Raw genomic sequence first — 24,228 nt, 5'->3', positions numbered from 1 at the left:
CCCTGCAATCACCCAGTGCTGGGTGGGTGCTGGCAGGTGGCTCGAGGGGGATTCTTCTGGGCGCGGCATGGTGTGCATTATCGAATGGGTACACTTCCCGCACCATGAACGTGCCTTATGAATGGCGCATCGGGTGGCGATACACCCGCGCCAGCCGGTCTGCTCGCCGCAACGGTTTCATTTCTTTCATCTCCGGGGTGTCCGTGCTGGGCATTGCGCTCGGCGTGGCGGCGTTGATCATCGTGCTGTCGGTGATGAACGGCTTTCAGAAAGAAGTGCGCGACCGCATGCTGTCGGTGATCGCCCATGTCGAGCTTTACGAACGCTGGGGCGGGGCCTTGCCTGACTGGACCCAGCTGGCCGCGCAGGCGCGCCAGCACCCCGAGGTGGTGGGGGCGGCGCCGTTTGTGCCCGCCCAGGCCCTGATCGCCCGCGGCGAAGACATGCGCGGCGCCATGGTCCGTGGCATCGAACCCGTGGCCGAAGCCACGGTCACCCCCCTGGCCGCCAGCATGAAAGACACCTTTGCCCGCCTCAAGTCTGGCGAGTGGGGCGTGTTGATCGGGGTGGAGCTGGCCAACGCGCTGGGTGTGCGCGAAGGGGACGCCCTGACCTTGGTGGCCCCCAGCGGCCAGGTGACGCCTGCGGGTGTGGTGCCCCGGCTCAAACAGGTGACGGTGGCGGGCATCTTCAGTGCCGGCCATTACGAATACGACAGCGGCCTGGTGCTCATGCACGTCGACGACGCGGCCCGGTTGTTCCGCACGGGCGGGCCCACAGGGGTTCAGCTCAAACTCAAGGATGCGCAGCAGGCCCGGCAGGTGGCCGCCGAACTGGCCGCTCAGCTGGGGCAGCAGGTGGTGGTGCGCGACTGGACGCAGACCAACCGCAACTGGTTCGATGCCGTCCAGATCGAGAAGCGCATGATGTTCATCATCCTCACGCTCATCGTGGCGGTGGCCGCGTTCAACCTGGTGTCCACGCTGGTGATGACCGTCACCGACAAGCGTGCCGACATCGCCATCTTGCGCACCCTGGGCGCCAGCCCCCGCTCCATCATGGGCATCTTCATTGTGCAGGGGGCCTTGTCGGGTGTGCTGGGCACCCTGGCAGGGCTGGGCTTGGGCTTGCTGGTGGCGTTCAATGTCGATGTCATCGTGCCCTTCATTGAACAGATTCTGGGCGTGCACTTCCTGCCGGCCAGCATCTACTTCATCAGCAGCATGCCGTCTGATCCGAAGTCGTCCGACATCATCCCCATCGGCGTGATATCCCTGCTGCTGGCCCTGCTGGCCACCCTCTACCCCAGCTGGCGCGCAAGCCGCGTTCAGCCTGCCGAGGCCTTACGCTATGAGTGATCGTTTGAATGTGCGCTCGTTGCGCGTTCGCAAGGTCCATTCTTTGCGCACCTTCCTGTGGTTGGCGCGGGGGTGGAAGGACTTCACCTCCACGCCCTGGGTAGGGGTCAGCCATGGGCTGCTCATGGGCCTGTTCGGCGCCTTGCTGCTGTGGCAGGCCTGGGACCGATTCTGGGTATTGGCCGGTGCTTTTTCAGGTTTTTTGCTGGTGGCGCCCATCTTGAGCACGGGCTTGTATGCGGTCAGCCGCGCCCTGTTGCGGGGCGAGCGGGCCAGCTTTGCCACGGTGTGGCAGGTGTGGGCATCGCTGGATGCGCGTCTGGTCCGTTTTGGCTTGCTCTTGACCGCACTGGGCACGGGCTGGGTGGTCACCTCGGCGGCGCTCATCACCCTGGGTTTGCAGCCGCCGGCCACCACACCGGATGATTTTTTGCGCCGTGTGGTGCTGGCCACCGACCCCGGGTTGTTCGAGCTGTGGCTGGTGGTGGGCGGAGCGATGGCGGCGCCCGTGTTCGCCTCCAGTGTGGTGGCCATTCCGCTGCTGGTAGATCGGCAGGTGGGCGTGCAGCAGGCCATCCTCACCAGTTGGAGCGCGGTCGCGGCCAACCCGGTGTGCATGAGTCTGTGGGCCTTTCTGGTCATGCTGTTGACCCTGGTGGGCCTGGGCACCTGTTTGTTGGGCTTGATGATCGTGATTCCGGTTCTGGGGCATGCCACCTGGCACGCCTATCGTGACCTGGTGGTACGCGAAGCGGTGTGAGATGGACGGATTCACGGAAGAACAGATCGCCCAGTGGGGGCTCACCTTTGGTGTGGGGGGGTTCATCCTCTACATGGTGTTCATCATTTTTCAGCTCGCTCGCGAATCTAAGGCGGGCAAGTTCGGCACCTTCGTGCTGTTTCTGGTGCTGGGCTTTGGCATGCTGGGTTATGTGGCCAAGCAGATCATCGCCTGGGTGCTCAACATCTGAGGCAGGAAGAACACCATGAGCAGCTCTGCGCCCATCTTGCAGGCCGATGGCCTGGTCAAGCGCTTTCATGAAGTGGCCGCGTTGGACGTGACCGTGCTGGACGGCGTGAGCCTGACCGTCGATCGAGGGGAGACCGTGGCCATCGTGGGCACCTCGGGCTCGGGCAAAAGCACGCTGTTGCACCTGCTGGGCGGTCTGGATGCACCCACTCAGGGGCGGATTCAGTTGATGGGGCGTGACCTGGCCAGCATGGGGCCCGCCGAGCAGGGTGCCTGGCGCAATGTGCATCTGGGCTTCATTTACCAGTTTCACCATCTGCTGCCCGAGTTCTCGGCCTTGGACAATGTGGCCATGCCCCTGATGATTCGCCGCCAGCCCCTGGAACAGGCGCGTGTTCAGGCCGCGCAGTGCCTGCAGCGCGTGGGTCTGGCCCACCGCACTGCCCACCGCCCCGCAGAGTTGTCTGGTGGTGAGCGGCAGCGGGTGGCGGTGGCTCGGGCCCTGGTCACGCAACCCGCATGCGTGCTGGCCGACGAGCCCACGGGCAACCTGGATCGCCACACAGCCGACACGGTGTTCGACTTGTTGTTGCAACTGGCTGCCGACCAGGGCACGGCGGTGGTGATGGTGACCCACGATGCCGAACTGGCGGCGCGTTGCGGGCGGCAGCATCGGTTGGTGGCGGGGCGCTTCACCGAGCCGGGATGAGCGGCTGGATCGACACCCACAGCCACCTGGACGCGCCAGAGTTCGACATCGATCGTCAGGCCGTGATCCAGAGGGCTCGGCAGGCCGGCGTGGCCCTGCAGGTGGTGCCGGCCGTCATGCCCTCCACATTCGACACCGCACGACAAGCCGCCCACGCGTGCGAGGGCGCTTATGCCCTGGGCACCCACCCGCTGTACGTGGCCCGTGTGGGGGCTGAACAGGCGGCGGCGGCCCTGGAGGCAGCCCTGGCCCAGCATGCCCATGACCCCCGCCTGGTGGCGGTGGGCGAGATCGGTCTGGACGGGTTCGTGCCCGAGTTGCAGACCCCTGAGGCCTGGGCCGAGCAGGTGCGCTGTTACGAGGGCCAACTGGCCGTGGCGGCTCGGCTGGGCTGGCCCGTCATCCTGCATGTGCGGCGCAGCGCCGATCCGCTGCTCAAGGCCTTGCGGGCCTTGAAGGCGCAGGGCCGGCCGGTGCCGGGCGGCATCGCCCACGCGTTCAATGGCAGCCGCCAGCAGGCTGAAGCCTTTATCGACTTGGGGTTCAAGCTGGGGTTTGGCGGGGCCATGACCTTCGATCGGGCCCTGCAGATCCGCCGCCTGGCGGTCGAGCTGCCCGACACCGCCCTGGTGCTGGAAACCGACGCACCCGACATCCCGCCCCACTGGCTGTACCGCACGGCGGCCGAGCGGGCCCAGGGGCTGTCCAGCCGCAACGAGCCGGCCGAGTTGCCCCGCATTGCGCAGACCCTGGCCGAGCTTCGTGGCTGGACGCCGGCGCACACCCAGCGCATCACCCGAGACAACGCGGTGGCGGCCTTGCCTCGGTTGGCGGCCTTGATCGGCGGCGCCTGAGGGCGCTTTCCATCGGCGTGTCAGCCCGCTGATGGGCCAGGCAAGGGCTGCATCACGCCCGCCTGCTCGAAGGCGGCACGCCATGCCGCCAGCTTGCGCTCGAACGACCAACTGGCGTTGGCCGGGCTGGTGGAGGGCAGGCTCATCACCGGCAGGCCCAGGGCTTGGGTGATGCGCCGGTGCCGGGCCGATTCGCCCCCGTTGTGCACGATCAGGCACAGGTCGGGCGAGCGCTGCACCAGGCCGGCCAGGTCGTTGAGCTGGGCCTCGCGAATGGCGCTGTCCAGGCTGCCCGGGCGGATGCAGGTGGCGTACACATCCCAGATTGTCACGCCATGGGCCAGGGCCTGGGCCACGCGCTCAGGGTAGGGCGCAGAGGGCAGGGTGGACAGCCCCCACACAGCCGACAAGATGGGCCAGAACTGGTTGCGCGGGTGGGCGTAGTACTGCTGCGCCTGCAGCGAGGCCACGCTGGGAAAGCTGCCCAGCACCAGCAGGCGAGCATGGGGCGCCCACACCGGCGCCAGCCCCTGCAGCCTGGGCTCGGATGGAGGATGTGGGGTGCCCGTCGCGCCGTTCATGCGGCCGACTGTGCCACACTCGCCAGCGTGAAACGACCTGCTGCTGCCCCCCGAACCCGTTCCGACACCGCCCGCCGCACTGGGCGAGGCGCCACTCGATCAACGGCCCAGCCCGAGTTGGCCGAGGCCACCATCTCCGAAGGCGATGGCGTGCGCTACCTGCACCTGGGCACGCCCTGGATTCAGGGCGCCATGCGCATCCGCAAGCCCCTGAAGCTGGAGCTGGACTACATCCAGCGCATGATGGCCTGGCTGCTGCTGCGCGACCCTGACACCCTGGCCCAGACCCGCACCCTGCAACTGGGTCTCGGTGCCGCGGCCATCACCAAATACTGCCACGCGGTGCTCAAGCTGCCCACCACCGTGGTCGAGCTCAACCCGCAGGTCATCCACGTGTGCCGCCAGTGGTTTCACCTGCCGCCCGATGACGATCGGCTGACGGTGGTGCATGGCGATGCCGCCGCCCACGTGAACGACCCCACCAACCTGGGCAGCGTCGATGCCTTGTGCGTGGATTTGTACGACCACGAGGCCGCCAGCCCGGTGCTGGACGACGAAGACTTCTACCGCGCTTGCTGGCAGGTGCTGGACGATGGCGGTGTGATGAGCGTGAACCTCTTCGGCCGTGAGGCCAGCTTTGACCGCAGTGCCGTGTCGATTGCGGCGGCCTTCGGGGTTGACTGCATGGCCATGCTCAAGCCCACGCCCGAGGGCAATGTGGTGGTGCTCGCCTGGAAAGGCCTCGCGCTGCCCCCGCGAGAGATCCTGCAAGCACGTGCGGAAATCCTGCAGTCCCGTTGGGATCTGCCCGCGAAAAAATGGGTCAAACTGCTGTCTGCCTTCCAGACGCCGACCCCGTCCGACCCCCAGCCCACACCATGAGCGCCCAGCCCGCCACGTCCAGCCCCTCATCCGCCAGTCAGAAGTCCGGGCAGGCCTTGCCGCGTGGCCCGCTCGACTGGCGCATGCTGCTGACCTGGCTGGGTGACGATGGCCTGTTGACGCCGAAAGATGCCGAGGTGGTCACCCAGCGCTTCAGCGCGGGCAACAGCGCCCAGCACCCGCTGGTGCGTTTGGCGGGCATGGGCCTCACACGGGCTGACACCGGCGCCATGCTGGAGCTCGAGCCCCTGACCGAATGGCTGGCGCAGCGCGTGGGCCTGCCCTACCTGCGCATCGACCCGCTCAAGGTGGATGTGGGCCGGGTGGCCGAGGTCATGTCCATCAACTACGCCGAGCGTCGCAAGGTGCTGCCGGTGCAGGTGGGCCTGACGGACATCACGATCGCCACCTGTGAGCCGCTGGACACCGACTGGGTGGGCGAGATCTTGGGCCACACCAAGAAGACCGTGCGCCTGGTGGTCTCCAGCCCGCTGGACTTGCAGCGCTACCGCACCGAGTTCTACACCCTGGCCAAGTCGGTGAAGGACGCCAACAAAAAGGCCGGCGACAGCGGCACCACCCACAGCTTCGAGCAGCTGGTGGAGCTGGGCAAGACCAACCGACAGCTCGATGCCAACGACCAGGGCATCATCCAGGTGGTCGATTGGCTGTGGCAGTACGCCTTTGACCAGCGCGCCTCCGACATCCACCTGGAGCCCCGCCGCGAGATGGGCGCCATCCGCTTCCGCATCGATGGTGTCTTGCACACGGTGTACCAGGTGCCCCTGTCGGTGATGCAGGCCATGACCGCCCGCATCAAGCTGCTGGGCCGCATGGACGTGGTGGAGCGCCGTCGTCCGCTGGACGGCCGCATCAAGACCCGCAACCCCTCGGGCGACGAGGTGGAAATGCGCCTGTCGACCATGCCCACCGCCTTCGGCGAGAAGCTGGTCATGCGCATCTTCGACCCCGACAACACCGTCAAGTCCTTCGAGGCCCTGGGCTTTGCCCCCAGCGAGATCGCCCAGTGGGAGCAGATGGTGGCGCGCCCACACGGCATCATCCTGGTCACGGGCCCCACGGGCTCGGGCAAGACCACCACGCTGTACTCCACCCTCAAGCGCCTGGCCACCGACGAGGTCAACGTCTGCACGGTGGAAGACCCGATCGAAATGATCGAGGCCTCCTTCAACCAGACGCAGGTGCAACCGGCCATCGATCTGGGTTTTGCCGAAGGCCTGCGGGCGCTCATGCGGCAGGATCCGGACATCATCATGGTGGGCGAAATCCGCGACCTGGAAACCGCCGAGATGGCCATCCAGGCCGCGCTCACCGGCCACCTGGTGTTCTCAACCCTGCACACCAACGACGCGGCCTCGGCCATCACCCGCCTGACCGACCTGGGTGTGCCGCCGTATCTGATCAGCGCCACGCTGATCGGGGTGCTGGCGCAGCGCCTGGTGCGCACCCTGTGCCCCCATTGCAAGCAGCCTGACGAGGGGGTGCAGCTCGACACCCTGGCCGATGCCATCAAGCCCTGGCGCATGAGCGGCAAGGGGCTGCCCTACAAGCCGGTGGGCTGCCTGGACTGCCGCATGACCGGATTCAAGGGGCGGGTGGGCCTGTACGAGTTGCTGCCCGTGTCTGAAGCCGTGCGCGGCGCCATGCACCCTGCGGTGGACATGGCCTCGCTGCGCCGTTTTGCGGCCAAGGAGGGCCTGCGGCCCTTGCGCCTGTCTGGCGTGATGAAGGTGGCCGAGGGTCTGACCACGCTGGACGAGGTCTTGCGCAACACCCCTCAGTGGGAGTGAGGGCGCCTCAGTCGCTGCCGATGGGGGGCAGGCTGTCCGTGTCCACCGTCGCGGCCATGAACGGGTGCACATGCACCTCGCAGACGATGCCGCATGGCACGTTTTCAGACCATTTCACGCTGCCACCCAGTTGCTTGACCCGTTTGCGGATGCCACCCAATCCAAGCCCGTGCGACCAAGTATCTGGCGCGCGGCCTCGACCGTTGTCGCTCACGCGCAGCACCATGGTGTTGTCGTTCAACTGAAGCTGCACCTGGATGTGGCTGGCCTGGGCATGTCCCAGGGCGTTGCTCACCAGCTCGCGCAGGATCCGCGTCAGGGCCGACCACTGCACCATGCTCAGCAAGACATCCTCGTCCCAACTCGCGTGCCAGCTCAACTGGCAGCCTGCCGCATCGATCCGGTGGCTGAGGTCTCGCTTCCATTCGCTGGCCGCATCGCTGAGTGCATGAGACGACGCAGCCAAGCCCCGGGTGAGGGTTTTCAGATCCTGGATGGTGTGACGGATGTAGTCTTCGATGTCCGGGTTGGGCGCCTGGTACATCAGTGTCAGCAGCCGGGCGCCAATGTCGTCATGCAGGTCTTGCGCGATGCGCAGACGCTCTTCGCTGCGCCCTTGCTCCAGCGCCGCGTCCAGTCGGCTGGCCTGCTCCAGTTGACGAACGATGTACTGCGCCAGGCGCACGTCCCGCGTGGTGAACAGGCGTTGCCCGTGCTGGGCGTGTCGCAATACCAGGCTGCGACCTGACGCACCCTCTCGGTCGGCATGAGGCAGGTTCACCAGCAGCACCGTGCCTTGTCCCTTGAGGCTGACCACCTCCTGTGGTGCCGCAGGCAGCGCGGCCCAGTGCAACTCCATGGGTTCAAACACCTCTCTGAGCAAGGTGCGCACCGCATCGGTCAGGCTGTCTGGCCTGCGCTCGACCTGCCGCGCTGCGCCATACAGCCGTTCAAACAGATGCTCTCTGGAGAGGTGGTGTCCCGCGGGCAACTGGTGCAGCAGACTGCGCCTGAGGCACAGGTAAACGCCAAACGCCAGAAACAGCGACAGGGTCATCGACGTGAACAGCCCCAGCGAGAAGACCGCCACGAACAGCAAGTCCAGCGAGGCCGCCACCGTGCTGGAGACGGCCAGCCAGGAAAACTCCTGAAACACCGAACGCGTGCGCGCCAGGAACGGCATGGTCAGCACCAGGGAGGCCGCAAACGCCTGCCATGCCACCACGCCATAGCGCGCCAGCGCCAGATGGAGGTCTGCGCGCGCCTGCCCGAACGCCAGGGCCACACTGATGAGCGTGATGGCCAAGGCGCTGACGCTCAGAAAAAGAATCAGGACCCGTCGAACCGGGTGCGCCTGTTGCCTTTGTGCGCGGCGCATCAGCGCCACCATGGCCAGGATCAGTCCCACCATGGTGGCTTGCGGCAACCACCAGGGGCCCCCTTGCAGGCTCCAGACACCGCCCGCCGCGGCCACCAGCAGCAGGCCGGCGCCCATGAGCACCGTCATCACACGCCCACCCAGTGGCGTGGGGTAGTGCAGCACGGCGTAGCCCAGGGCGGCCACGCTCAGCAGCTCGGTGCCCCAGCGCATGACCGGGTCCAGCATCAGCCAGTCAGGCGGTGTGGCCAGGCCCAGCACCAGTCCGCATGAGGCCCACGACAGACCTGCCGCCATCGACAGCGCCAGCACGGCCTGTGCCGCGCTGAGGGGGGTGGGGGTGCTCAGCCACACCAGGCCGCCCACGCACGCCAGGGCCACGGCCAGCACAGAGATCACCGCATGCAGGCCACCGATGCCCCACCAGCCCATGGGCGACAGCAGCACCCGTTCTGGCGCGCCTTGCTCCGGGTAAATCCAGACATAGACGTCCTGCTCGTGCGGCCCCGTTGGGGCGGTCAGCTCGGCCAGGGCCGTGCGTTGGGCCTTGAACTGCGCCCGATCGGCCGGCTCGGTGATCCAGCGCTCGCTGGGATACAAGGCCCAGGCATTGAGCCGCAATGCAGGGTTGGGCTCCAGCTGCCGGCTGACGCCCAGCAGGGCTTGTCCGTTGAGGTGCGACAGCTCTTGTGGGGCATCGTGCATGGTCAGCGCCCCATCAGGGCTGACCCGCACCGTCACGGGAAGCCGCCATTGTTCGCTCAGCCACCAGCCCTGCAGCAACACGCTGGCCAGCAGCAGCAAGGTCCATACCGCCACGGCCCGCCAGCGCCAACCCGCCAGGGATGGCATTCGTCCCACGGCCTCCAGCACGTCGTCCAGCGAGCGCAGAGGCGTGGTGTTCATGCTGACCGTCAGACCAGACCTTGCTTGCTGGCCAGGACCGCCGCTTCTGCGCGGCTGGACACGTTCAGCTTGCGGTAAATGGATTTGATGTGGTCATTGACCGTGAACCACTTGATGCCCATCAGCGAGGCAATTTCCTTGATCGTGAAGCCCTTGCTGAGGTAGGTGAGCACCTCGCTTTCGCGAGGGGTCAGCCGCTCGTGGTCCAGCACGGCGGGGGCGGGGGCAGGCGCCTGGGGCGGCGCGCCCCCGGGCACGGACTCGCTGGTGCGAAAGTGCGTGAGCAGACGTCGGGCCACGGCGGGTGACAGCGGAGGCTGCCCGCGAACGATCTTCTGCAGCTCTTCGACCAGCACCTCGAACCGGTCTTCCTTCAACAGGTAACCGTCAGCGCCGCACTGCAGTGCCGGAAAGAGGTGCTCGTCGTCCGAGTACAAGGTGGTGACGATGCGCGTGGCCGGGTACTGGCTCAGCTCGGTCAGCAACTCCAGGCCGCTGCCATCCGGCAACTCCAGATCGACCATGATCAGCTGGAACGCCTCCCCCCGGGCGGCCGCTTTGCCGCCGGCTGGATGACCCAGCAGCCGACGCGCCGCATCCAGGTCACTGACCTCGACGATCTCGCCCACGTCGCTGAAACTCTCTCTCACCACCCTGGACAGGAAGGTCCGGGCCACTGGGTTGTCTTCCAGTATCAATACCTTGACGGACATGCTCGTATCTCCAGCAGCCAGACAGCAGCCCATACAGCACTGCCGACAGTGGCTCTCCCGCTTGCAGTGCCACCACTAAGTTGAGATTATCGGTCAGGCGCCTGAGCGCTCACCACGGTGTATTCAACCCCCAGTTTAGCCAGCCCAGGGCGCGAGCCCTCCTACAATCGCATCATGCGAATTCTCATTGCCAATGATGATGGTTACCTGGCGCCTGGCATTTCGGCGCTGGTAGAGGCGTGTCAGGGCCTGGGCCACATCGACGTGTTTGCGCCCGAGCGCAACGCCAGCGGAACCTCCAACGCCCTGACCCTGCACGCCCCATTGAGCCTGCACACGGCATCCAACGGCTATCGCTATGTCAGCGGCACGCCTTCGGATTGTGTGCACCTGGCCCTCACGGCCGGCTTGATCGAGCCCCCGGACCTGGTGCTTTCAGGCATCAACAACGGCGCCAACATGGGTGACGACACCCTGTACTCCGGCACCGTGGCTGCGGCCACCGAAGGTCACCTGTTTGGCGTGCCAGCCATCGCTTTTTCACTGGCTGACAAAGGCTGGCGGCACCTGGACCAGGCCGCGCGTGTGGCCCGTCGCGTCGTCGAGCAGGTGCTGGCGCGGCCACCAGCGGCGCGGCCTTTTTTGCTCAATGTGAACATGCCCAGCATCGACACGCTCGAGCAGGCGCCCTGGGTGCTGACCCGTCTGGGCCGGCGCCACGCCAGTTTCCCGGCCGTGGCCCAGCACAACCCCCGTGGCGATCTGTTTTACTGGATCGGCTCGGCGGGAGAAGCCCGCGAAGAAGGGCAGGGGACCGACTTTCACGCGGTGCGTCATGGCCAGGTGTCCATCACGCCTTTGCAGGTGGACATGACCGACCACACCCGCATGCCTCAGTGGCAAGGCTGGCTGGATCAGGCATGAGCGGCACGCCCCCGCGCCCGCGTCGATTTCCGGCGTCAATGCCGACGACCGGCGGCACGCCCCAGGACCGGTTGCTGCGGCCACAGGCGCACCTGCACCAGATCGAGCGTGAGCGACGCGTTCAGTCCGTGCCCCAGGGCGTGGGGCTGGATTCGCCCCGGGTTCGGCAAAAAATGGTCGAGCGCCTGAAGGCCGACGGCATTTCTCACCCCTCCGTGCTGGACGCCTTCCTCCAGGTACCCCGGCACCTGTTCGTGGACACAGCGCTGGTCAACCAGGCTTACGAAGACACCAGCTTGCCCATCGGCCTGGGCCAGACCATTTCCAAGCCGTCTGTGGTGGCCGCCATGATGCAACTGTTGTGCGCGCGCCCCGGCCTGGGCGCCCTGGGCGGCCCAGGCAGCGGTTTTCGCCCCGACAGGCCCCTGGGCCCTTGCCTGGAAATTGGCACCGGGTGCGGGTACCAGGCGGCCTTGCTGGCCTGTCTGGCGACCCGCGTGGTGTCGATCGAGCGGATTCGAGAGCTGCATGTCAAGGCGCGCCAGCACCTTGACGCCGTGGCACCCCTGATGGGCCGCTCGCTCATGGATGTCCGACTGGTGCACGGTGATGGCATGCTGGGGCACGCGCCCTCGGCGCCGTACCACACCATCATCGCCGCAGCGGGCGGCGCGGCCGTTCCGCCGGCGTGGCTCGATCAACTGGCGCCCGGCGGGCGGCTGGTGGCGCCGGTGGCGGTTTCGGGGGGCACGCAGGTGCTCACGGTGATTGATCGCCTGGCCGATGGCAGTTTGAAACATGCCCAGGCGGGGGTGGTTCTGTTCGTGCCCCTAAAATCAGGCTTGTCGTAACGATGACGCGCCCTTGGGTTCCAAGCCCGACGGCAGTGAGCAGACCGATGCATGTGACACAAATCTCCAGACTGGCCCTGTCTTCTGTGCTGCTGGCCACGTTGGCCGGCTGCGCTACACAACACCAGCGTGCGCCCGTCGAGCAGCGGGTCGTTCGATCGGCGGACGGCTCTTTGACGCCGGTTCGCTTGCCCCCTGGCCACGAAAACGCCGGCAAGCCTGGCTACTACACCGTCAAGCCGGGCGACACGCTGATCCGCATCAGCCTGGAGACCGGGCAGAACTGGCGCGACATTTCGGCCTGGAACCAGCTCGACAACCCCAACGTCATCGAGGTGGGGCAGGTGCTGCGCGTGGAGCCCCCCGCCGACACGGCGGTGGCGGCCGTGGTGCCGGGTACGGCAGCCAAGCCCATCGCGGCGCCCCAGATCGAGTCTCGCGGGCTGGAGCAGCCCCGCCCGGTCGCTGCGGCGAGCGCGCCATCGGCCCCGGCGGCCGCCAAGCCGGCGCCTGGTGGTGCGGTGCCCCCAGTGGTCGCCCCGGCGGCACCTGCGGCACCCAAGGCAAGCCCTTCTGCAGAGGATTCAATGTGGTCCTGGCCGGCCAACGGCCCCTTGCTGGGTGGCTTTGACGAAGGCCGACGCAAGGGCCTGTCCATCGGCGGCAAGGCCGGTGACCCGGTGATGGCGGCCGCGGCAGGCCAGGTGGTCTACGCCGGTTCTGGTTTGCGCGGCTACGGCAACCTGGTCATCATCAAGCACACGGGTGATTTCCTCACGGCGTATGCGCACAACCAGAAGCTGCTGGTCAAGGAAGACCAGTGGGTGCGGCGAGGGCAGACCATCGCCGAGATGGGCTCCAGCGACTCTGATCGAGTGCAACTGCATTTCGAGTTGCGCAAGCAGGGCAAGCCCATCGACCCGGCCACCGAGTTGCCCGCACGCTGAATTTGGTGTGCACACCTGAGACAATCGGGGGATGAGCGATTCATCCCCCGTTTCTCTTTCTGATCAGCAGCCTCCAGAGCCCCATCTGCAATGGCTTGACGTTGAATCTCTGGACCTGGAGGCCCAGGGCGTGGCCCACCGTGCCGATGGTAAGGTGGTCTTCATTGAAGACGCCTTGCCGGGCGAACAGGTCCGGGTCAAGGTGGTGCGGCGCAAGAACAACTGGGAGCAGGCCACCCTGACCGAGATGCGGCGTGAAAGTCCGCAGCGGGTGGTGCCCCAGTGCCGCTATTTCGGCCTGTGTGGTGGCTGCAAGATGCAGCATTTCCACCCTTCAGCGCAGGTGGCCGTCAAGCAGCGAGCGCTGGAGGACAACCTCTGGCACCTGGGCAAGGTGCGCCCCGACACCATGTTGCGGCCCATCGAAGGGCCGGCCTGGGGCTATCGCTACCGCGCACGGCTGTCGGTGCGCTATGTGGCCAAAAAAGGCGCTGTGTTGATCGGCTTCCACGAGCGCAAATCGCGTTATGTGGCCGACATGCAAACCTGCGAGATCCTGCCGCCTCATGTCAGCAAGCTGTTGATGCCCTTGCGGGACCTGATTCACGGCATGGATCAGCGTGAGCGCCTGCCGCAGATCGAGGTGGCCGTGGGCACCCGGGTCACCGTGCTGGTGCTGCGTCACCTTGAGCCACTGACAGAAGCTGACAAAAACCGGCTGCTCGAATTTGCGGTGCGCCACAGCCCTGCAGACGGCGGACAGCAAACCCTGTCGTGGTGGCTGCAGCCCAAAGGCCCTGACACGGTTCATCCTCTGGACCCTGCCCTGCCGACGCTGGACTACACCCTGCCGGAATTCGGCATCCACATGCCGTTTCGGCCCACCGACTTCACCCAGGTCAACCATGCCATCAACCAGGTGCTGGTCGGGCGTGCCTTGCGTCTGTTGCAGGCCCGCCCTGACGAACGCGTCATCGACTGGTTCTGCGGGCTGGGCAACTTCACCTTGCCCTTGGCAACCCAGGCGCGAGAGGTGCTGGGCATTGAAGGCAGCGAAACCCTGGTGGCCCGGTCGCGAGAGAACGCGCAGGCCAACGGGCTGGCCGACAAGACCGGTTTTGTGGCTCGCAACCTGTTTGAGATCACGCCCCAGGAGCTGGTCTCCTACGGGACTGCGCAGCGGTGGCTGGTCGACCCGCCCCGCGAGGGCGCTTTTGCCTTGGCCAAGGCCATGGCCGATCTGCACCAGGATCCGTCCTTGGTGCCCGCCACCTGGCAGTGGCCACAGCGCATCGTTTACGTGAGCTGCAATCCAGCCACCTTGGCACGGGATGCGGGCTTGCTGGTGCACCAGGCAGGCTACCGCTGCACCGCAGCCGGTGTGGTCAACATGTTTCCCCACACCGCCCACGTCGAGAGCATGGCGGTGTTCGAGCGGGTGGGCACGGCGCCCGAGCCTCAGGCCTGAGCCGTGGGGGGGCTTTCCTGAGGCGCCACGTGCACGCGGTTGCGCCCTTGCGCCTTGGCGGCGTACAGGGCCACGTCCGCCTGCGAGATGCTGTGTTCCAGGCTGTCGTCCACGACCAGCGGCGCCACCCCGGCGGAGAAGGTCACCCGCAAGCCCGCGGGCATGGTGGCCGCGCGCGCCAGCCTGGCCTGAATCCGCACCAGCACGGCGCGTGCATCGTCGGGCGTCGTGTCCGGGAACAGCATCAGAAACTCTTCACCACCCCAGCGTGCCAGCGTGTCTGATTCGCGCAGCCCTTTGCGCATGACGTCTGCCAGGGCCTTGAGCACCTCATCACCCACGCCATGGCCGTGGCGGTCGTTGATCGTCTTGAAGTGGTCCACATCCACCAGGGCCACCGACGTGGGCCCCCCCTGGCGACGCTGACGCTGCTGCTCCTGGGTGAGCCGCTCCAGCATGTGGCGACGGTTCGAGAGTCCCGTCAGCTCGTCTTGAATCGCCAGCTCCTGAATGCGTTGCAAGGCCTTGTGCAGCTCCTGGCGTCGCCGCCGCGCCGTCTCGCGCAGCCTGGCCAGCTGCCCCACCAGCAAGGACACGCTCACCAGCATCAGCAGCAGCGTCAGGTAATAAACCAGTTGCAACTCCGGGCCGTGCTTCACATGACGCTGTGCTTGCGCCACTTCCCACATCGCCCACCCGAAGGATGCCGCGGCCAGGATGCTGGCGCGCCGGAGCTCGCGCGTTGTGCTGGTGAAGATGCTGAACATCAGGATGACGAAGAGCAACAGCAGCGCCACCGCTCGACCTGGGCCACCAATGACGTAGCCCCACGCGAGAAAGAACACACTGAGTGCCGTCGCCACGCCGCCCATGCTCGGGTCGGCCAGACGCTGGTTCAGCCCGGAGCGAAAGACCGCGTACAACACCAGCAGCACGCTCAGGGCGACCACGGTCATGAGCAGACAGTCGTGAGGGTCGATGACGCCCTGCCAGCTGCCGTAGTTCAGCGCCAACAGGCCGGCCAGGCAGTTGGCGGCGCCGATGGCAAACCGGCGGCCGACCACCTGTTGCTCGGCAACGCCCGAAAACAACAGGCGGTCCACACCACTGAGGTGCAGCCAGCTTGGCCACCACGTGGGCCAGGATGAGCGTGTGTGGTCAGGGCGATCACGCCAGCCCGCCAGCACCACCACCACCACCACGATGAGGAACACAAACAGCACCGAAAACACGGCGGTCTGTGCCCACGCGGTTTGCGCGGGGAGGGGGGTGGAGGTGAGGGCGGCTGACATCGTGCCCTCATTGTCTGACGCAAGATGATCCCGGCAGGCGCGGGATCATCCTTTGGCTGTGCTGATTTCACGCCCCCGTTCCCCATGTTTGCGGGGAGTACATGAAAAAAGCCGGGCGTACAAACCCGGCTTTTTCGTCCAGTGAAACCTCGTCAGAGCACTTCAGAGGCGTAGTCGGCCAGTCGAGAGCGCTCGCCCCGTGCCAGCGTGACATGGCCGCTGTGAGGCCAGCCCTTGAATTTGTCCACGGCGTAGGTCAGGCCCGACGAACCTTCGGTCAGGTAGGGCGTGTCGATCTGCGCCAAGTTACCGAGGCAGACGATTTTGGTGCCAGGGCCCGCCCGCGTGATCAAGGTCTTCATCTGTTTGGGCGTGAGGTTCTGGGCCTCGTCAATGATCAGGAACTTGTTCAAGAACGTGCGTCCCCGCATGAAGTTCATGCTCTTGATCTTGATCTTGCTGCGCACCAGTTCGTTGGTGGCCGCACGACCCCATTCACCTGCGCTGTTGTCGGTGCGTGACAACACCTCCAGGTTGTCGTCGAGCGCGCCCATCCAGGGAGACATCTTCTCTTCTTCGGTGCCGGGCAGGAAGCCGATGTCCTCGCCGACGGGCACCGTCACGCGGGTGACGATGATCTCCGTGTAGCGGCGTTCATCGAGCACCTGACTCAGGGCCGATGCCAGGGTCATGAGCGTTTTGCCGGTACCGGCCGACCCCGTCAGGGTGACGAAATCGCATTCCGGGTCCATCAGCAGGTTCAGGGCGAAGTTCTGCTCGCGGTTGCGGGCCGCCACACCCCACACGGCGTTCTTTTGATGGGTGTAGTCCTTCAGCGTGCGCAGCACGGCGGTCTTGCCGGTGATCTCCGTGACCTTGCCATACCACGGGCTGGCGCCTGGGCTTTCCAGGTACACAAACTGGTTGACCAGCAACATCGGCACCATGGGCCCGGCCAGGCGATAGTAGGTGGAGCCACCTTGCTGCCAGCTCTCCATGCCCTTGGCATGCTGCTCCCAGAAGTCGTCGGGCAACTGCAGCACACCGGTGTAGAGCAGATCGCCGTCGTCCAGGGTCTTGTCGTTGTGGTAATCCTCGGCGGGCAATCCCAAGGCACGGGCCTTGATGCGCATGTTGATGTCCTTGGACACCAGCACCACGTCGCGCCCGGTGTGGGCCGCGCGCAAGGCCTGCACCACCCCCAGGATCTGGTTGTCGGCCTTGCCTGGTGGCAAGCCCGTGGGCAGCTCCACCGCCATGCCCGTGGTCTGGAAGAACAGGCGGCCCGTGGCCTCGACGTGGCCCGTCTTGTCCAGCGCAATGCCCGTGTCGATCTGATTGGCCTTGGCCGTGCTCATGTCGGCCGCCAGCGCATCCAGGTCACGGCTGACCTGGCGTGCGTTGCGCGCGACTTCGGTCATGCCTTTCTTGTGACCGTCCAGCTCCTCCAGGGTGATCATCGGGAGGTAGATGTCGTGTTCTGCAAAGCGGAACAGGGACATCGGGTCGTGCAGCAGCACGTTGGTGTCCAGGACGAACAGCCGCGGCGGGCCACTGTCGACCAGCTTTCGCCGACCACGGCCGGCGCTGGCACCCGTGGTGGTGCGGGCCTTGGTGGGCGCCGGTGGCGCCTGACGTGCTTCAGGGGTGCGCGCTTCAATCACCGCTGATTTGGCGGTGGTGGCCGTCACGCGTGGAGCGGGCTCCTGGCGCGCTGGCTTGACGAGCTCCAGAACAGGGGCGGTCTGCACCACGGGCGGTGGTGCAAGTGGGGCGGACACGGGTCGGGTTGAGCTTGCGCTGGTTCGCACGGTTTTGCGAACAGCCTTGGGCTGGTTGCGGATGTCCTCTTCGGTCAGCATGTCGGCGCGTTTGGCGGGCGGCTTGGGCAGGGGCATCTTGGCGATCCATCAAAAGTGGCAAGGCAAGAAAAAAGGCCGCACAGCGTTGTGTGCGGCCTTGCTCGGGGCAGCTTGAGCGGCATCAGCCGGTTGGGGCAAGCTCAGGTGCATGCGATTGATTATGCACAAGTCGTGCCTTGAACCAACTCCCTGATAACGATGTGCGCGGGGCACAACATTCAGGTTTTGCAAGAAGAATCTTCTGTCAGACTGGCAGATGGTGTCTGGCCTTTTGCGGGGGCGCTGCAGCACCCCATTCACGCTCAGGCGGCTTCGCGCTGAAGGTCTTGAACCGAACGCAGGACTTCGTCCACGTGGCCCGCCACCTTGATGCCGCGCCATTCGGCACGCAAAACGCCATCAGGGCCAATCAGGAAAGTCGAGCGCTCGATGCCCTTGACCTTCTTGCCGTACATGATCTTGTTCTTCACCACACCAAACATGTGGCAGAGCTTTTCTTCGGTGTCAGCGATCAGCTCGAAAGGCAGGTCCAGGTTTTCCTTGAACTTGTCATGCGAGGCCAGGTTGTCGCGCGATACGCCAAACACGACAGCACCAGCCTTGGTGAATTCCTTGTGTTTGTCACGGAACTGCATGGCTTCGGTGGTGCAGCCAGGGGTGTGATCCTTCGGGTAGAAGTACAACACGACGGTCTGGCCGATGAACGCCTGGGGTGTGAACTTCACTTCGCCGGTGGCGATCGCTTCAAATTCCGGCAGCGGTTTGTTGAGGGCGGGTGTCATGTCTTCCTGATCAGCAGACTGCGTGGATAGCCCATGATTATAAAGTGCTTCCACAAATGCATTCCGCCACGGGGCATCCCCCTCAAGGTGGAAGCGCAGAAGCGCCCTTTTTTGACCATTCACGACGGCCTGATCAGGCCCCTGGCAACAAGATGGCCGCCATCACCCGGCGGCCTTCGCCCACCAGGAAATTGAAGGTGCGACAGGCCGCCGCCGAGTCCATGGTTTCGATGCCGATGCGTGCATCGATGAGCGGGCGCAGCAGGGCAGGTTTCACGAACCGCAATGTGGCGCCACTGCCGAACACCACCAACTCGGGGGCCGCCTCGGCAATGCGCTGGAAATGCGCTTCGTTCAGGGCATCCCACGAGGTGGCCTCCCAGCCGATCACGTCGCCCGTGTGGGGCACCAGCACCGCCTGGGTGTGGACCACGCCATTGACGGACACCGAGTCGGGCGTGTAGGCATGGATGACGTTGACGCCTTCGGCGCGGTCAGGTTGGAGTTTCATGGCTGAATCTGGGCGCAGTCACCACCATTGGCGGGGCTGCCGGTGGTGGCCGGGTGTGGTTAAATTCTAGCTTCGCCGAAAATCCCCCTGCTGACGGAGCCCGTTTTGAAACCGATTGCCAAATCCAGCAAACTCGCCAATGTCTGTTACGACATCCGTGGGCCCGTGCTGGAGAAGGCGCGGCAGATGGAAGAAGACGGGCACAAGATCATCAAGCTCAACATCGGCAACCTGGCCGTGTTCGGGCTGGAGCCGCCCGACGAGATCGTGCAGGACATGATCCGCAACCTCTCGGGTGCGGCCGGCTACACCGACAGCAAGGGCCTGTTTGCGCCGCGCAAGTCGGTGGTGCACTACTGCCAGGAAAAAGGCATCAAGGGTGTCACCGTCGATGACGTGTACCTGGGCAATGGCGCGTCCGAGCTGATCGTCATGGCCATCAATGCCCTGTGCAACGAGGGCGATGAAGTGCTGTTGCCGGCGCCCGATTACCCGCTGTACACCGCTGCGGTGGCCTTGTCGGGCGGTCGGCCTGTGCACTACATCTGCGACGAGCAGCAAGAGTGGTACCCGGACATCGCCGACATCCGCGCCAAGATCACGCCGCGCACGCGCGCCATCGTGGTCATCAACCCCAACAACCCGACGGGCGCGCTGTACCCCGAAAGCCTGCTGCGCGAGATCATCGAGGTGGCCCGTGAGCACCAGCTCATCGTGATGGCCGACGAGATCTACGACAAGACGCTGTACGACGGGCACAGCCACACCTCGATCGCGTCCTTGGCTGAGGATGTGCTGTTTCTCACCTTCAACGGGCTGAGCAAGAACTACCGTTCGTGCGGTTATCGCGCGGGGTGGATGGTGGTCTCGGGCGAGAAGCGCCATGCCAGGGACTACATCGAAGGCCTCAACATGCTGGCATCGATGCGCCTGTGCGCCAACACGCCCGGTCAGCTGGCCATCCAGACGGCACTGGGTGGCTATCAGAGCATCAAAGACCTGGTGCAGCCGGGCGGGCGCCTGTGCAAACAGCGCGATCTGGCCTACGACATGCTCACGCAGATTCCGGGCGTGAGCGTGGTCAAGCCCAAGGGCGCGCTGTACATGTTTCCCCGCCTGGACCCCAAGCTCTACCCGATCGCCGATGACCAGCAGTTTGCCTACGAGTTGCTGGCCGAAGAAAAGGTGCTGATCGTGCAGGGCACGGGCTTCAACTGGCCGCAGCCTGATCATTTCCGCCTGGTCTTCCTGCCCAACGGCGATGACCTGACCGACGCCATCAACCGCATCGCGCGCTTCCTGGACGGCTACCGCAAGCGCCACGCCTGAGGTGGGCGCTTGAGGGCACGCAGGGCGCCCGAGCATACTGATTTGAACCCCGCAGCGGCCCAGGAGGCTGCCTGCAGCACACCAGAGACTTTGATCATGAGCCAAGAACAATTGCGCCCCGTGCGCGTCGGCCTGCTGGGCATCGGCACCGTCGGCGGCGGCACTTTCACCGTGCTGAAGCGCAACCAGGAAGAGATTCGCCGCCGCGCCGGCCGTGGCATCGAGATCGCCATGGTGGCCGATCTCAACACCGAGCTGGCCCAAAAGGTGGTGGGCGATGCCGCCCAGATCGTCTCTGACGCACGCGCCGTGATCGCCAACCCCGACATCGACGTGGTGGTGGAACTGATCGGTGGCTACGGCATCGCCAAGGCCCTGGTGCTGGAGGCCATCGCCGCCGGCAAGCACGTGGTCACGGCCAACAAGGCCCTGCTGGCCGTGCACGGCACCGAAATCTTTGCCGCCGCGCGCGACAAGGGCGTGATCGTGGCCTTCGAGGCCGCTGTGGCTGGTGGCATCCCCATCATCAAAGCGTTGCGCGAAGGCCTGACGGCCAACCAGGTGCAGTGGGTGGCCGGCATCATCAACGGCACCACCAACTTCATCCTGTCCGAGATGCGCGACAAGGGCCTGGACTTCGACGTGGTGCTGAAAGAAGCGCAACGCCTGGGCTATGCCGAAGCCGACCCCACCTTCGACATCGAAGGTGTGGACGCCGCGCACAAGGCCACGCTGCTCAGCGCCATCGCCTTCGGCATCCCGGTGCAGTTCGACAAGGCGCACGTGGAAGGCATCACCCAGCTGTCGGCCACGGACATCAAGTACGCCGAGCAACTGGGCTACCGCATCAAGCTGCTGGGCATCGCGCGCCGTCGTGACCAAGGCATCGAGCTGCGTACCCACCCCACGCTGGTGCCCATGAAGCGCCTGATCGCCAATGTGGAAGGTGCCATGAACGCCGTGCTGGTGCAGGGTGATGCCGTGGGCACGACCATGTACTACGGCAAGGGCGCGGGCTCGGAGCCCACCGCGTCGGCCGTGGTCGCCGACCTGGTGGACATCGCCCGCCTGATCGACGCCGCGCCTGCGGCACGCGTGCCTTCGCTGGCCTTCCAGCCTGACGCCATGTCGGCGCTGCCCATCCTGCCCCTGGAGCAGGTGGTCACCTCGTTCTACCTGCGTCTGCGCGTGGCCGACAAGGCCGGTGTGCTGGCCAAGATCACGGGCATCCTGGCCGACGAGGGCATCAGCATTGACGCGGTCATCCAGCGCGAGGCCGATGAGGTGAGCGAAGGCAGCCAGACCGACCTCATCATCCTGACGCACGACACGACCGAAGGTGGCATGAACCAGGCCCTTGCGGCCATGCAGGCGCTGCCGACCGTGCTGGCCCCGATCGTCAAGCTGCGCAAGGAGGAACTCGCATGAAGTACATCTCCACGCGGGGCGATCAGACGCAGCGCGGCTTCTCCGAAATCCTGCTGGAGGGCCTGGCGCCAGACGGCGGGCTGTACCTGCCCGTGTCCTACCCCCAGGTGGACGACGCCACGCTCACGAAGTGGCGCGGCCTGTCGTATGCCGAGCTGGCCTTCGAGATCCTGTCGCTGTACATCGACGACATCCCGGCGGCCGACCTGAAGGCGCTGACGGCCAAGACCTACACCAAGGCGGTGTACGGCTTTGACGAGATCACGCCGCTCAAGCACCTGGAGCCGGGCCTGTGCCTGGAAGCCCTGTCCAACGGCCCGACGCTGGCCTTCAAGGACATGGCCATGCAGCTGCTGGGCAACCTGTTCGAGTACGAACTGGGCCGCCGCGGCGAGCAGCTCAACATCCTGGGGGCCACCTCGGGCGACACCGGCAGCGCGGCCGAGTACGCCATGCGTGGCAAGAAGGGCGTGCGCGTGTTCATGCTGAGCCCGCATGGCCGCATGAGCCCCTTCCAGCAGGCCCAGATGTTCAGCCTGCAGGACCCGAACATCCACAACATCGCCGTCGAAGGCGTGTTCGACGATTGCCAGGACATCGTCAAGGCCGTCTCCAATGACCTGGCCTTCAAGCGCCAGTACAAGATCGGCACGGTCAACTCGATCAACTGGGCGCGCCTGCTGGCCCAGGTGGTGTACTACTTCGCCGGTTACTTCTACGCCACCAAGTCGAACACCGAGAAGGTGAGCTTCACAGTGCCCTCGGGCAACTTTGGCAACGTCTGCGCCGGCCACGTGGCCCGCATGATGGGCCTGCCCGTTGATCAGCTGATCGTGGCCACCAACGAGAACAACGTGCTCGATGAGTTCTTCCGCACCGGCACCTACCGCGTGCGCGGCTCGGCCGAGACGTACGAGACCTCGTCGCCCTCGATGGACATCTCCAAGGCTTCCAACTTCGAACGCTTTGTGTTCGATCTGCTGGGGCGCGATGGCGCGGCCTGCAAGGCCCTGTTCAAGGACGCGGTCGAGAAAGAAGGCGGTTTCACGCTGCCAGCGGAGGTGTTCGCCAAGGTACCCGGCTACGGCTTCGCCTCGGGCACCAGCAACCACGCCAACCGCCTGACCACCATCCGCGACACCTTCGAAAAAGACGGCACCCTGATCGACACCCACACGGCCGATGGCCTGAAGGTGGCCAAGGAGCACCTGAAGCCCGGTGTGACCATGATCGTGCTGGAAACCGCCTTGCCGGCCAAGTTCGAAGAGACCATCATCGAAGCCACTGGCCAGCGTCCTGCGCGTCCGCACTGGATCCAGGGCCTGGAAGGGCTGGAAGACCTGCCCAAGCGGTTCGTGGTGTGCCCCAAGGACACGCAGTGGGTGAAGGACTACGTGGTCCAGCACTGCCAGGACTGACGGGTTTGACGTGGGGATGCCGGTGCTGGCTGCTTCGGTTCTCGGCATGGACTGACCGAGTCAGAGCGACATGCGGCCCCTGTTTTTTCGCCTGAAGGCATCGGCCCGCGCATGGTGGCTCGGCCTTCAGCCTGCCGCCCCTTCGGTGAACGCCCGCGAGCAGTGGCGTGCCTTGCTCGGCGCTGGCGTCGGCATCCTGGTGACCGCGCTGCTGGCCCGCTGGATGGGCACCGCCTTGCCGACAGGCGGCGCCGCCTGGATCGCGGCCCCGCTGGGCGCCAGCGCGGTGCTGGTGTTCGCCGTGCCGGCCAGCCCGCTGGCCCAGCCCTGGTCGGTGGTGGGCGGCAACGCCTTGTCGGCCCTGGTGGGCAGCGTGTGCGCCATGTTCATCCCCGATCCGGCCTGGGCCGGGGCGGTGGCCGTCGCCGGAGCGATCGCTGTGATGTTCCGCTGTCGTTGCCTGCACCCGCCAGGCGGCGCATCGGCCTTGCTGGCGGCGCTCACGGGCGCGAAACCCGAGTTCGCGCTGTTCCCCATGCTCACGGATTCGATGCTGCTGGTCATGGCGGGCATGGTCTACAACGAGCTCACAGGGCGGCGCTACCCGCACCGTGGCGCGGCGCAGCCTTCCGTCAAGCCGGGCAGCCGCTTTTCGGGAGCCGACCTGGACGCGGCGCTGGCCCACTACAACCAGGTGCTTGACGTGAGCCGAGACGACCTGGAGGGCATCCTTGAATTCGCCGAGGCGGCGGCTTACGAGCGCAACTTCGGGCACCTGCTGTGCGCGGACATCATGACGAAAGCGCCGGTGACGGCGCGTTTGAGCACGTCGCTGGAAGAAGCCTGGCGCCTGATGCGCGAGCACCGCATCAAGGCGCTGCCCGTGATCGATCAGTCGCAACGGGTGGTCGGCATCCTGACGGTGGCCGACTTCATGCGCCACGCCGGCCTCGACCAGCATGAGGGCATGGCCAACCGCTTGCTGGCCCTGGTCAAGCGAGACGCGAAGGCAGCATCGGCCATGCCCGACACGGTCGGCCGCATCATGACGCGCGGCGTGCGCGTGATCAGTGGCGACAGGCGCGTGGCCGAGCTGGTGCCGTTGTTCTCGGAGGTCGGTCACCACCACATCCCGGTGATCGACGGGGACAAACAGCTGGTGGGCATCATCACCCAGTCCGACCTCGTGAAGGCACTGTACAAAGCAACACGGCCTGCCGATTGATCGAATCGAGCAGGCCGTGAGGCGTTTGA

22 protein-coding genes are annotated in these 24,228 nt (G+C 65.6%); 15 read left to right on the top strand and 7 right to left on the bottom strand.

Annotated elements, in window-relative coordinates; translation table 11 throughout:
• Positions 1–104 precede the first annotated feature (104 nt).
• Genes WNB94_RS03490 through WNB94_RS03470 form a run of 5 tightly spaced genes read left to right on the top strand, consistent with a single transcriptional unit; the run spans position 105 to position 3,891 of the window.
• Entirely contained in the window at positions 105–1,358 is a 1,254-nt protein-coding gene (locus tag WNB94_RS03490) for a lipoprotein-releasing ABC transporter permease subunit (protein WP_341388429.1), read from the top strand.
• Positions 1,351–2,118: a DUF2189 domain-containing protein gene (locus tag WNB94_RS03485; protein ID WP_341388428.1), complete on the top strand. Its 768-nt coding sequence runs from the start codon at positions 1,351–1,353 to the stop codon at positions 2,116–2,118. Before WNB94_RS03490 ends, WNB94_RS03485 begins: the two co-directional genes overlap by 8 nt.
• A 1-nt stretch (position 2,119) precedes the next feature.
• Positions 2,120–2,329, top strand: coding sequence for a DUF2788 domain-containing protein (locus WNB94_RS03480; RefSeq protein WP_341388426.1), 210 nt, complete (start codon positions 2,120–2,122; stop codon positions 2,327–2,329).
• 15 nt (positions 2,330–2,344) lie between these two features.
• Complete coding sequence (locus WNB94_RS03475; protein ID WP_341388425.1) at positions 2,345–3,037, top strand: ABC transporter ATP-binding protein; 693 nt, start codon at positions 2,345–2,347, stop codon at positions 3,035–3,037.
• Positions 3,034–3,891, top strand: a complete 858-nt coding sequence (locus WNB94_RS03470) for a TatD family hydrolase (protein WP_341388423.1) — start codon at positions 3,034–3,036, stop codon at positions 3,889–3,891. The genes WNB94_RS03475 and WNB94_RS03470 overlap by 4 nt, the downstream gene beginning before the upstream one ends.
• Before the next feature lie 20 nt (positions 3,892–3,911).
• Here WNB94_RS03470 and WNB94_RS03465 read toward each other — a convergent pair whose 3' ends face one another.
• Positions 3,912–4,472, bottom strand: coding sequence for a DNA-deoxyinosine glycosylase (locus WNB94_RS03465; protein WP_341388422.1), 561 nt, complete (start codon positions 4,470–4,472; stop codon positions 3,912–3,914).
• A 27-nt stretch (positions 4,473–4,499) separates the two neighbouring features.
• Here WNB94_RS03465 and WNB94_RS03460 point away from each other — a divergent pair, with 27 nt between their 5' ends.
• Together WNB94_RS03460 and tfpB are read left to right on the top strand one after the other, a co-directional pair.
• Positions 4,500–5,354, top strand: a complete 855-nt coding sequence (locus WNB94_RS03460) for a spermine/spermidine synthase domain-containing protein (protein ID WP_341388420.1) — start codon at positions 4,500–4,502, stop codon at positions 5,352–5,354.
• Complete coding sequence (gene tfpB / locus WNB94_RS03455) at positions 5,351–7,165, top strand: type IV pilus assembly ATPase TfpB (protein WP_341388418.1); 1,815 nt, start codon at positions 5,351–5,353, stop codon at positions 7,163–7,165. The genes WNB94_RS03460 and tfpB overlap by 4 nt, the downstream gene beginning before the upstream one ends.
• A 7-nt stretch (positions 7,166–7,172) precedes the next feature.
• Here the strand turns inward: tfpB and WNB94_RS03450 are convergent, their stop codons facing one another.
• Together WNB94_RS03450 and WNB94_RS03445 are read right to left on the bottom strand one after the other, a co-directional pair.
• A complete protein-coding gene (locus WNB94_RS03450) occupies positions 7,173–9,449 on the bottom strand; it encodes an ATP-binding protein (protein ID WP_341388417.1) in 2,277 nt (758 codons plus the stop codon).
• A gap of 8 nt (positions 9,450–9,457) precedes the next feature.
• Positions 9,458–10,162 (bottom strand): LuxR C-terminal-related transcriptional regulator, encoded by a 705-nt coding sequence (locus WNB94_RS03445; RefSeq protein WP_341388416.1) that lies wholly within the window; start codon positions 10,160–10,162, stop codon positions 9,458–9,460.
• Positions 10,163–10,336: 174 nt separating this feature from the next.
• Between WNB94_RS03445 and surE the strand changes: the two genes are divergently transcribed.
• From surE to rlmD, 4 genes are read left to right on the top strand one after another with little or no spacing between them, the layout of a single operon-like run.
• Entirely contained in the window at positions 10,337–11,086 is a 750-nt protein-coding gene (surE, locus tag WNB94_RS03440) for a 5'/3'-nucleotidase SurE (protein ID WP_341388415.1), read from the top strand.
• Positions 11,083–11,937: a protein-L-isoaspartate O-methyltransferase family protein gene (locus tag WNB94_RS03435; RefSeq protein WP_341388413.1), complete on the top strand. Its 855-nt coding sequence runs from the start codon at positions 11,083–11,085 to the stop codon at positions 11,935–11,937. The genes surE and WNB94_RS03435 overlap by 4 nt, the downstream gene beginning before the upstream one ends.
• 47 nt (positions 11,938–11,984) lie before the next feature.
• Entirely contained in the window at positions 11,985–12,884 is a 900-nt protein-coding gene (locus WNB94_RS03430) for a peptidoglycan DD-metalloendopeptidase family protein (protein ID WP_341388411.1), read from the top strand.
• Between the two features lie 31 nt (positions 12,885–12,915).
• Positions 12,916–14,352, top strand: a complete 1,437-nt coding sequence (rlmD, locus tag WNB94_RS03425; protein WP_341388410.1) for a 23S rRNA (uracil(1939)-C(5))-methyltransferase RlmD — start codon at positions 12,916–12,918, stop codon at positions 14,350–14,352.
• Here the strand turns inward: rlmD and WNB94_RS03420 are convergent.
• The 4 genes from WNB94_RS03420 to WNB94_RS03405 form a co-directional block, all read right to left on the bottom strand.
• Positions 14,343–15,644, bottom strand: a complete 1,302-nt coding sequence (locus tag WNB94_RS03420; protein WP_341388409.1) for a GGDEF domain-containing protein — start codon at positions 15,642–15,644, stop codon at positions 14,343–14,345. The genes rlmD and WNB94_RS03420 overlap by 10 nt on opposite strands.
• Before the next feature lie 152 nt (positions 15,645–15,796).
• Entirely contained in the window at positions 15,797–17,542 is a 1,746-nt protein-coding gene (locus WNB94_RS03415; RefSeq protein WP_341388408.1) for a PhoH family protein, read from the bottom strand.
• Positions 17,543–17,808: 266 nt separating this feature from the next.
• On the bottom strand, positions 17,809–18,288 hold the full coding sequence (locus WNB94_RS03410; protein WP_341389935.1) for a peroxiredoxin: 480 nt from the start codon (positions 18,286–18,288) through the stop codon (positions 17,809–17,811).
• 133 nt (positions 18,289–18,421) lie between these two features.
• Entirely contained in the window at positions 18,422–18,799 is a 378-nt protein-coding gene (locus WNB94_RS03405; protein ID WP_341388407.1) for an Mth938-like domain-containing protein, read from the bottom strand.
• Between the two features lie 105 nt (positions 18,800–18,904).
• Between WNB94_RS03405 and WNB94_RS03400 the strand changes: the two genes are divergently transcribed.
• From WNB94_RS03400 to WNB94_RS03385, 4 genes are all read left to right on the top strand, one after another.
• The gene (locus tag WNB94_RS03400; protein WP_341388405.1) at positions 18,905–20,128 is read left to right on the top strand and encodes a pyridoxal phosphate-dependent aminotransferase; all 1,224 of its coding nucleotides are present in this window, start codon (positions 18,905–18,907) and stop codon (positions 20,126–20,128) included.
• A 111-nt stretch (positions 20,129–20,239) separates the two neighbouring features.
• Positions 20,240–21,556, top strand: a complete 1,317-nt coding sequence (locus tag WNB94_RS03395; protein WP_341389933.1) for a homoserine dehydrogenase — start codon at positions 20,240–20,242, stop codon at positions 21,554–21,556.
• Complete coding sequence (gene thrC, locus WNB94_RS03390; protein WP_341388403.1) at positions 21,553–22,974, top strand: threonine synthase; 1,422 nt, start codon at positions 21,553–21,555, stop codon at positions 22,972–22,974. Before WNB94_RS03395 ends, thrC begins: the two co-directional genes overlap by 4 nt.
• 70 nt (positions 22,975–23,044) lie before the next feature.
• On the top strand, positions 23,045–24,199 hold the full coding sequence (locus WNB94_RS03385) for an HPP family protein (RefSeq protein ID WP_341388402.1): 1,155 nt from the start codon (positions 23,045–23,047) through the stop codon (positions 24,197–24,199).
• The last annotated feature ends 29 nt before the right edge of the window (positions 24,200–24,228 follow it).

It is taken from the genome of Aquabacterium sp. A3 (assembly GCF_038069945.1).
In the GTDB taxonomy this organism is placed as follows: Bacteria; Pseudomonadota; Gammaproteobacteria; order Burkholderiales; family Burkholderiaceae_C; genus Aquabacterium.
The sequence above is the reverse complement of the archived record's forward strand: the minus strand, read 5'-3'. Positions and strand labels throughout refer to the sequence as shown.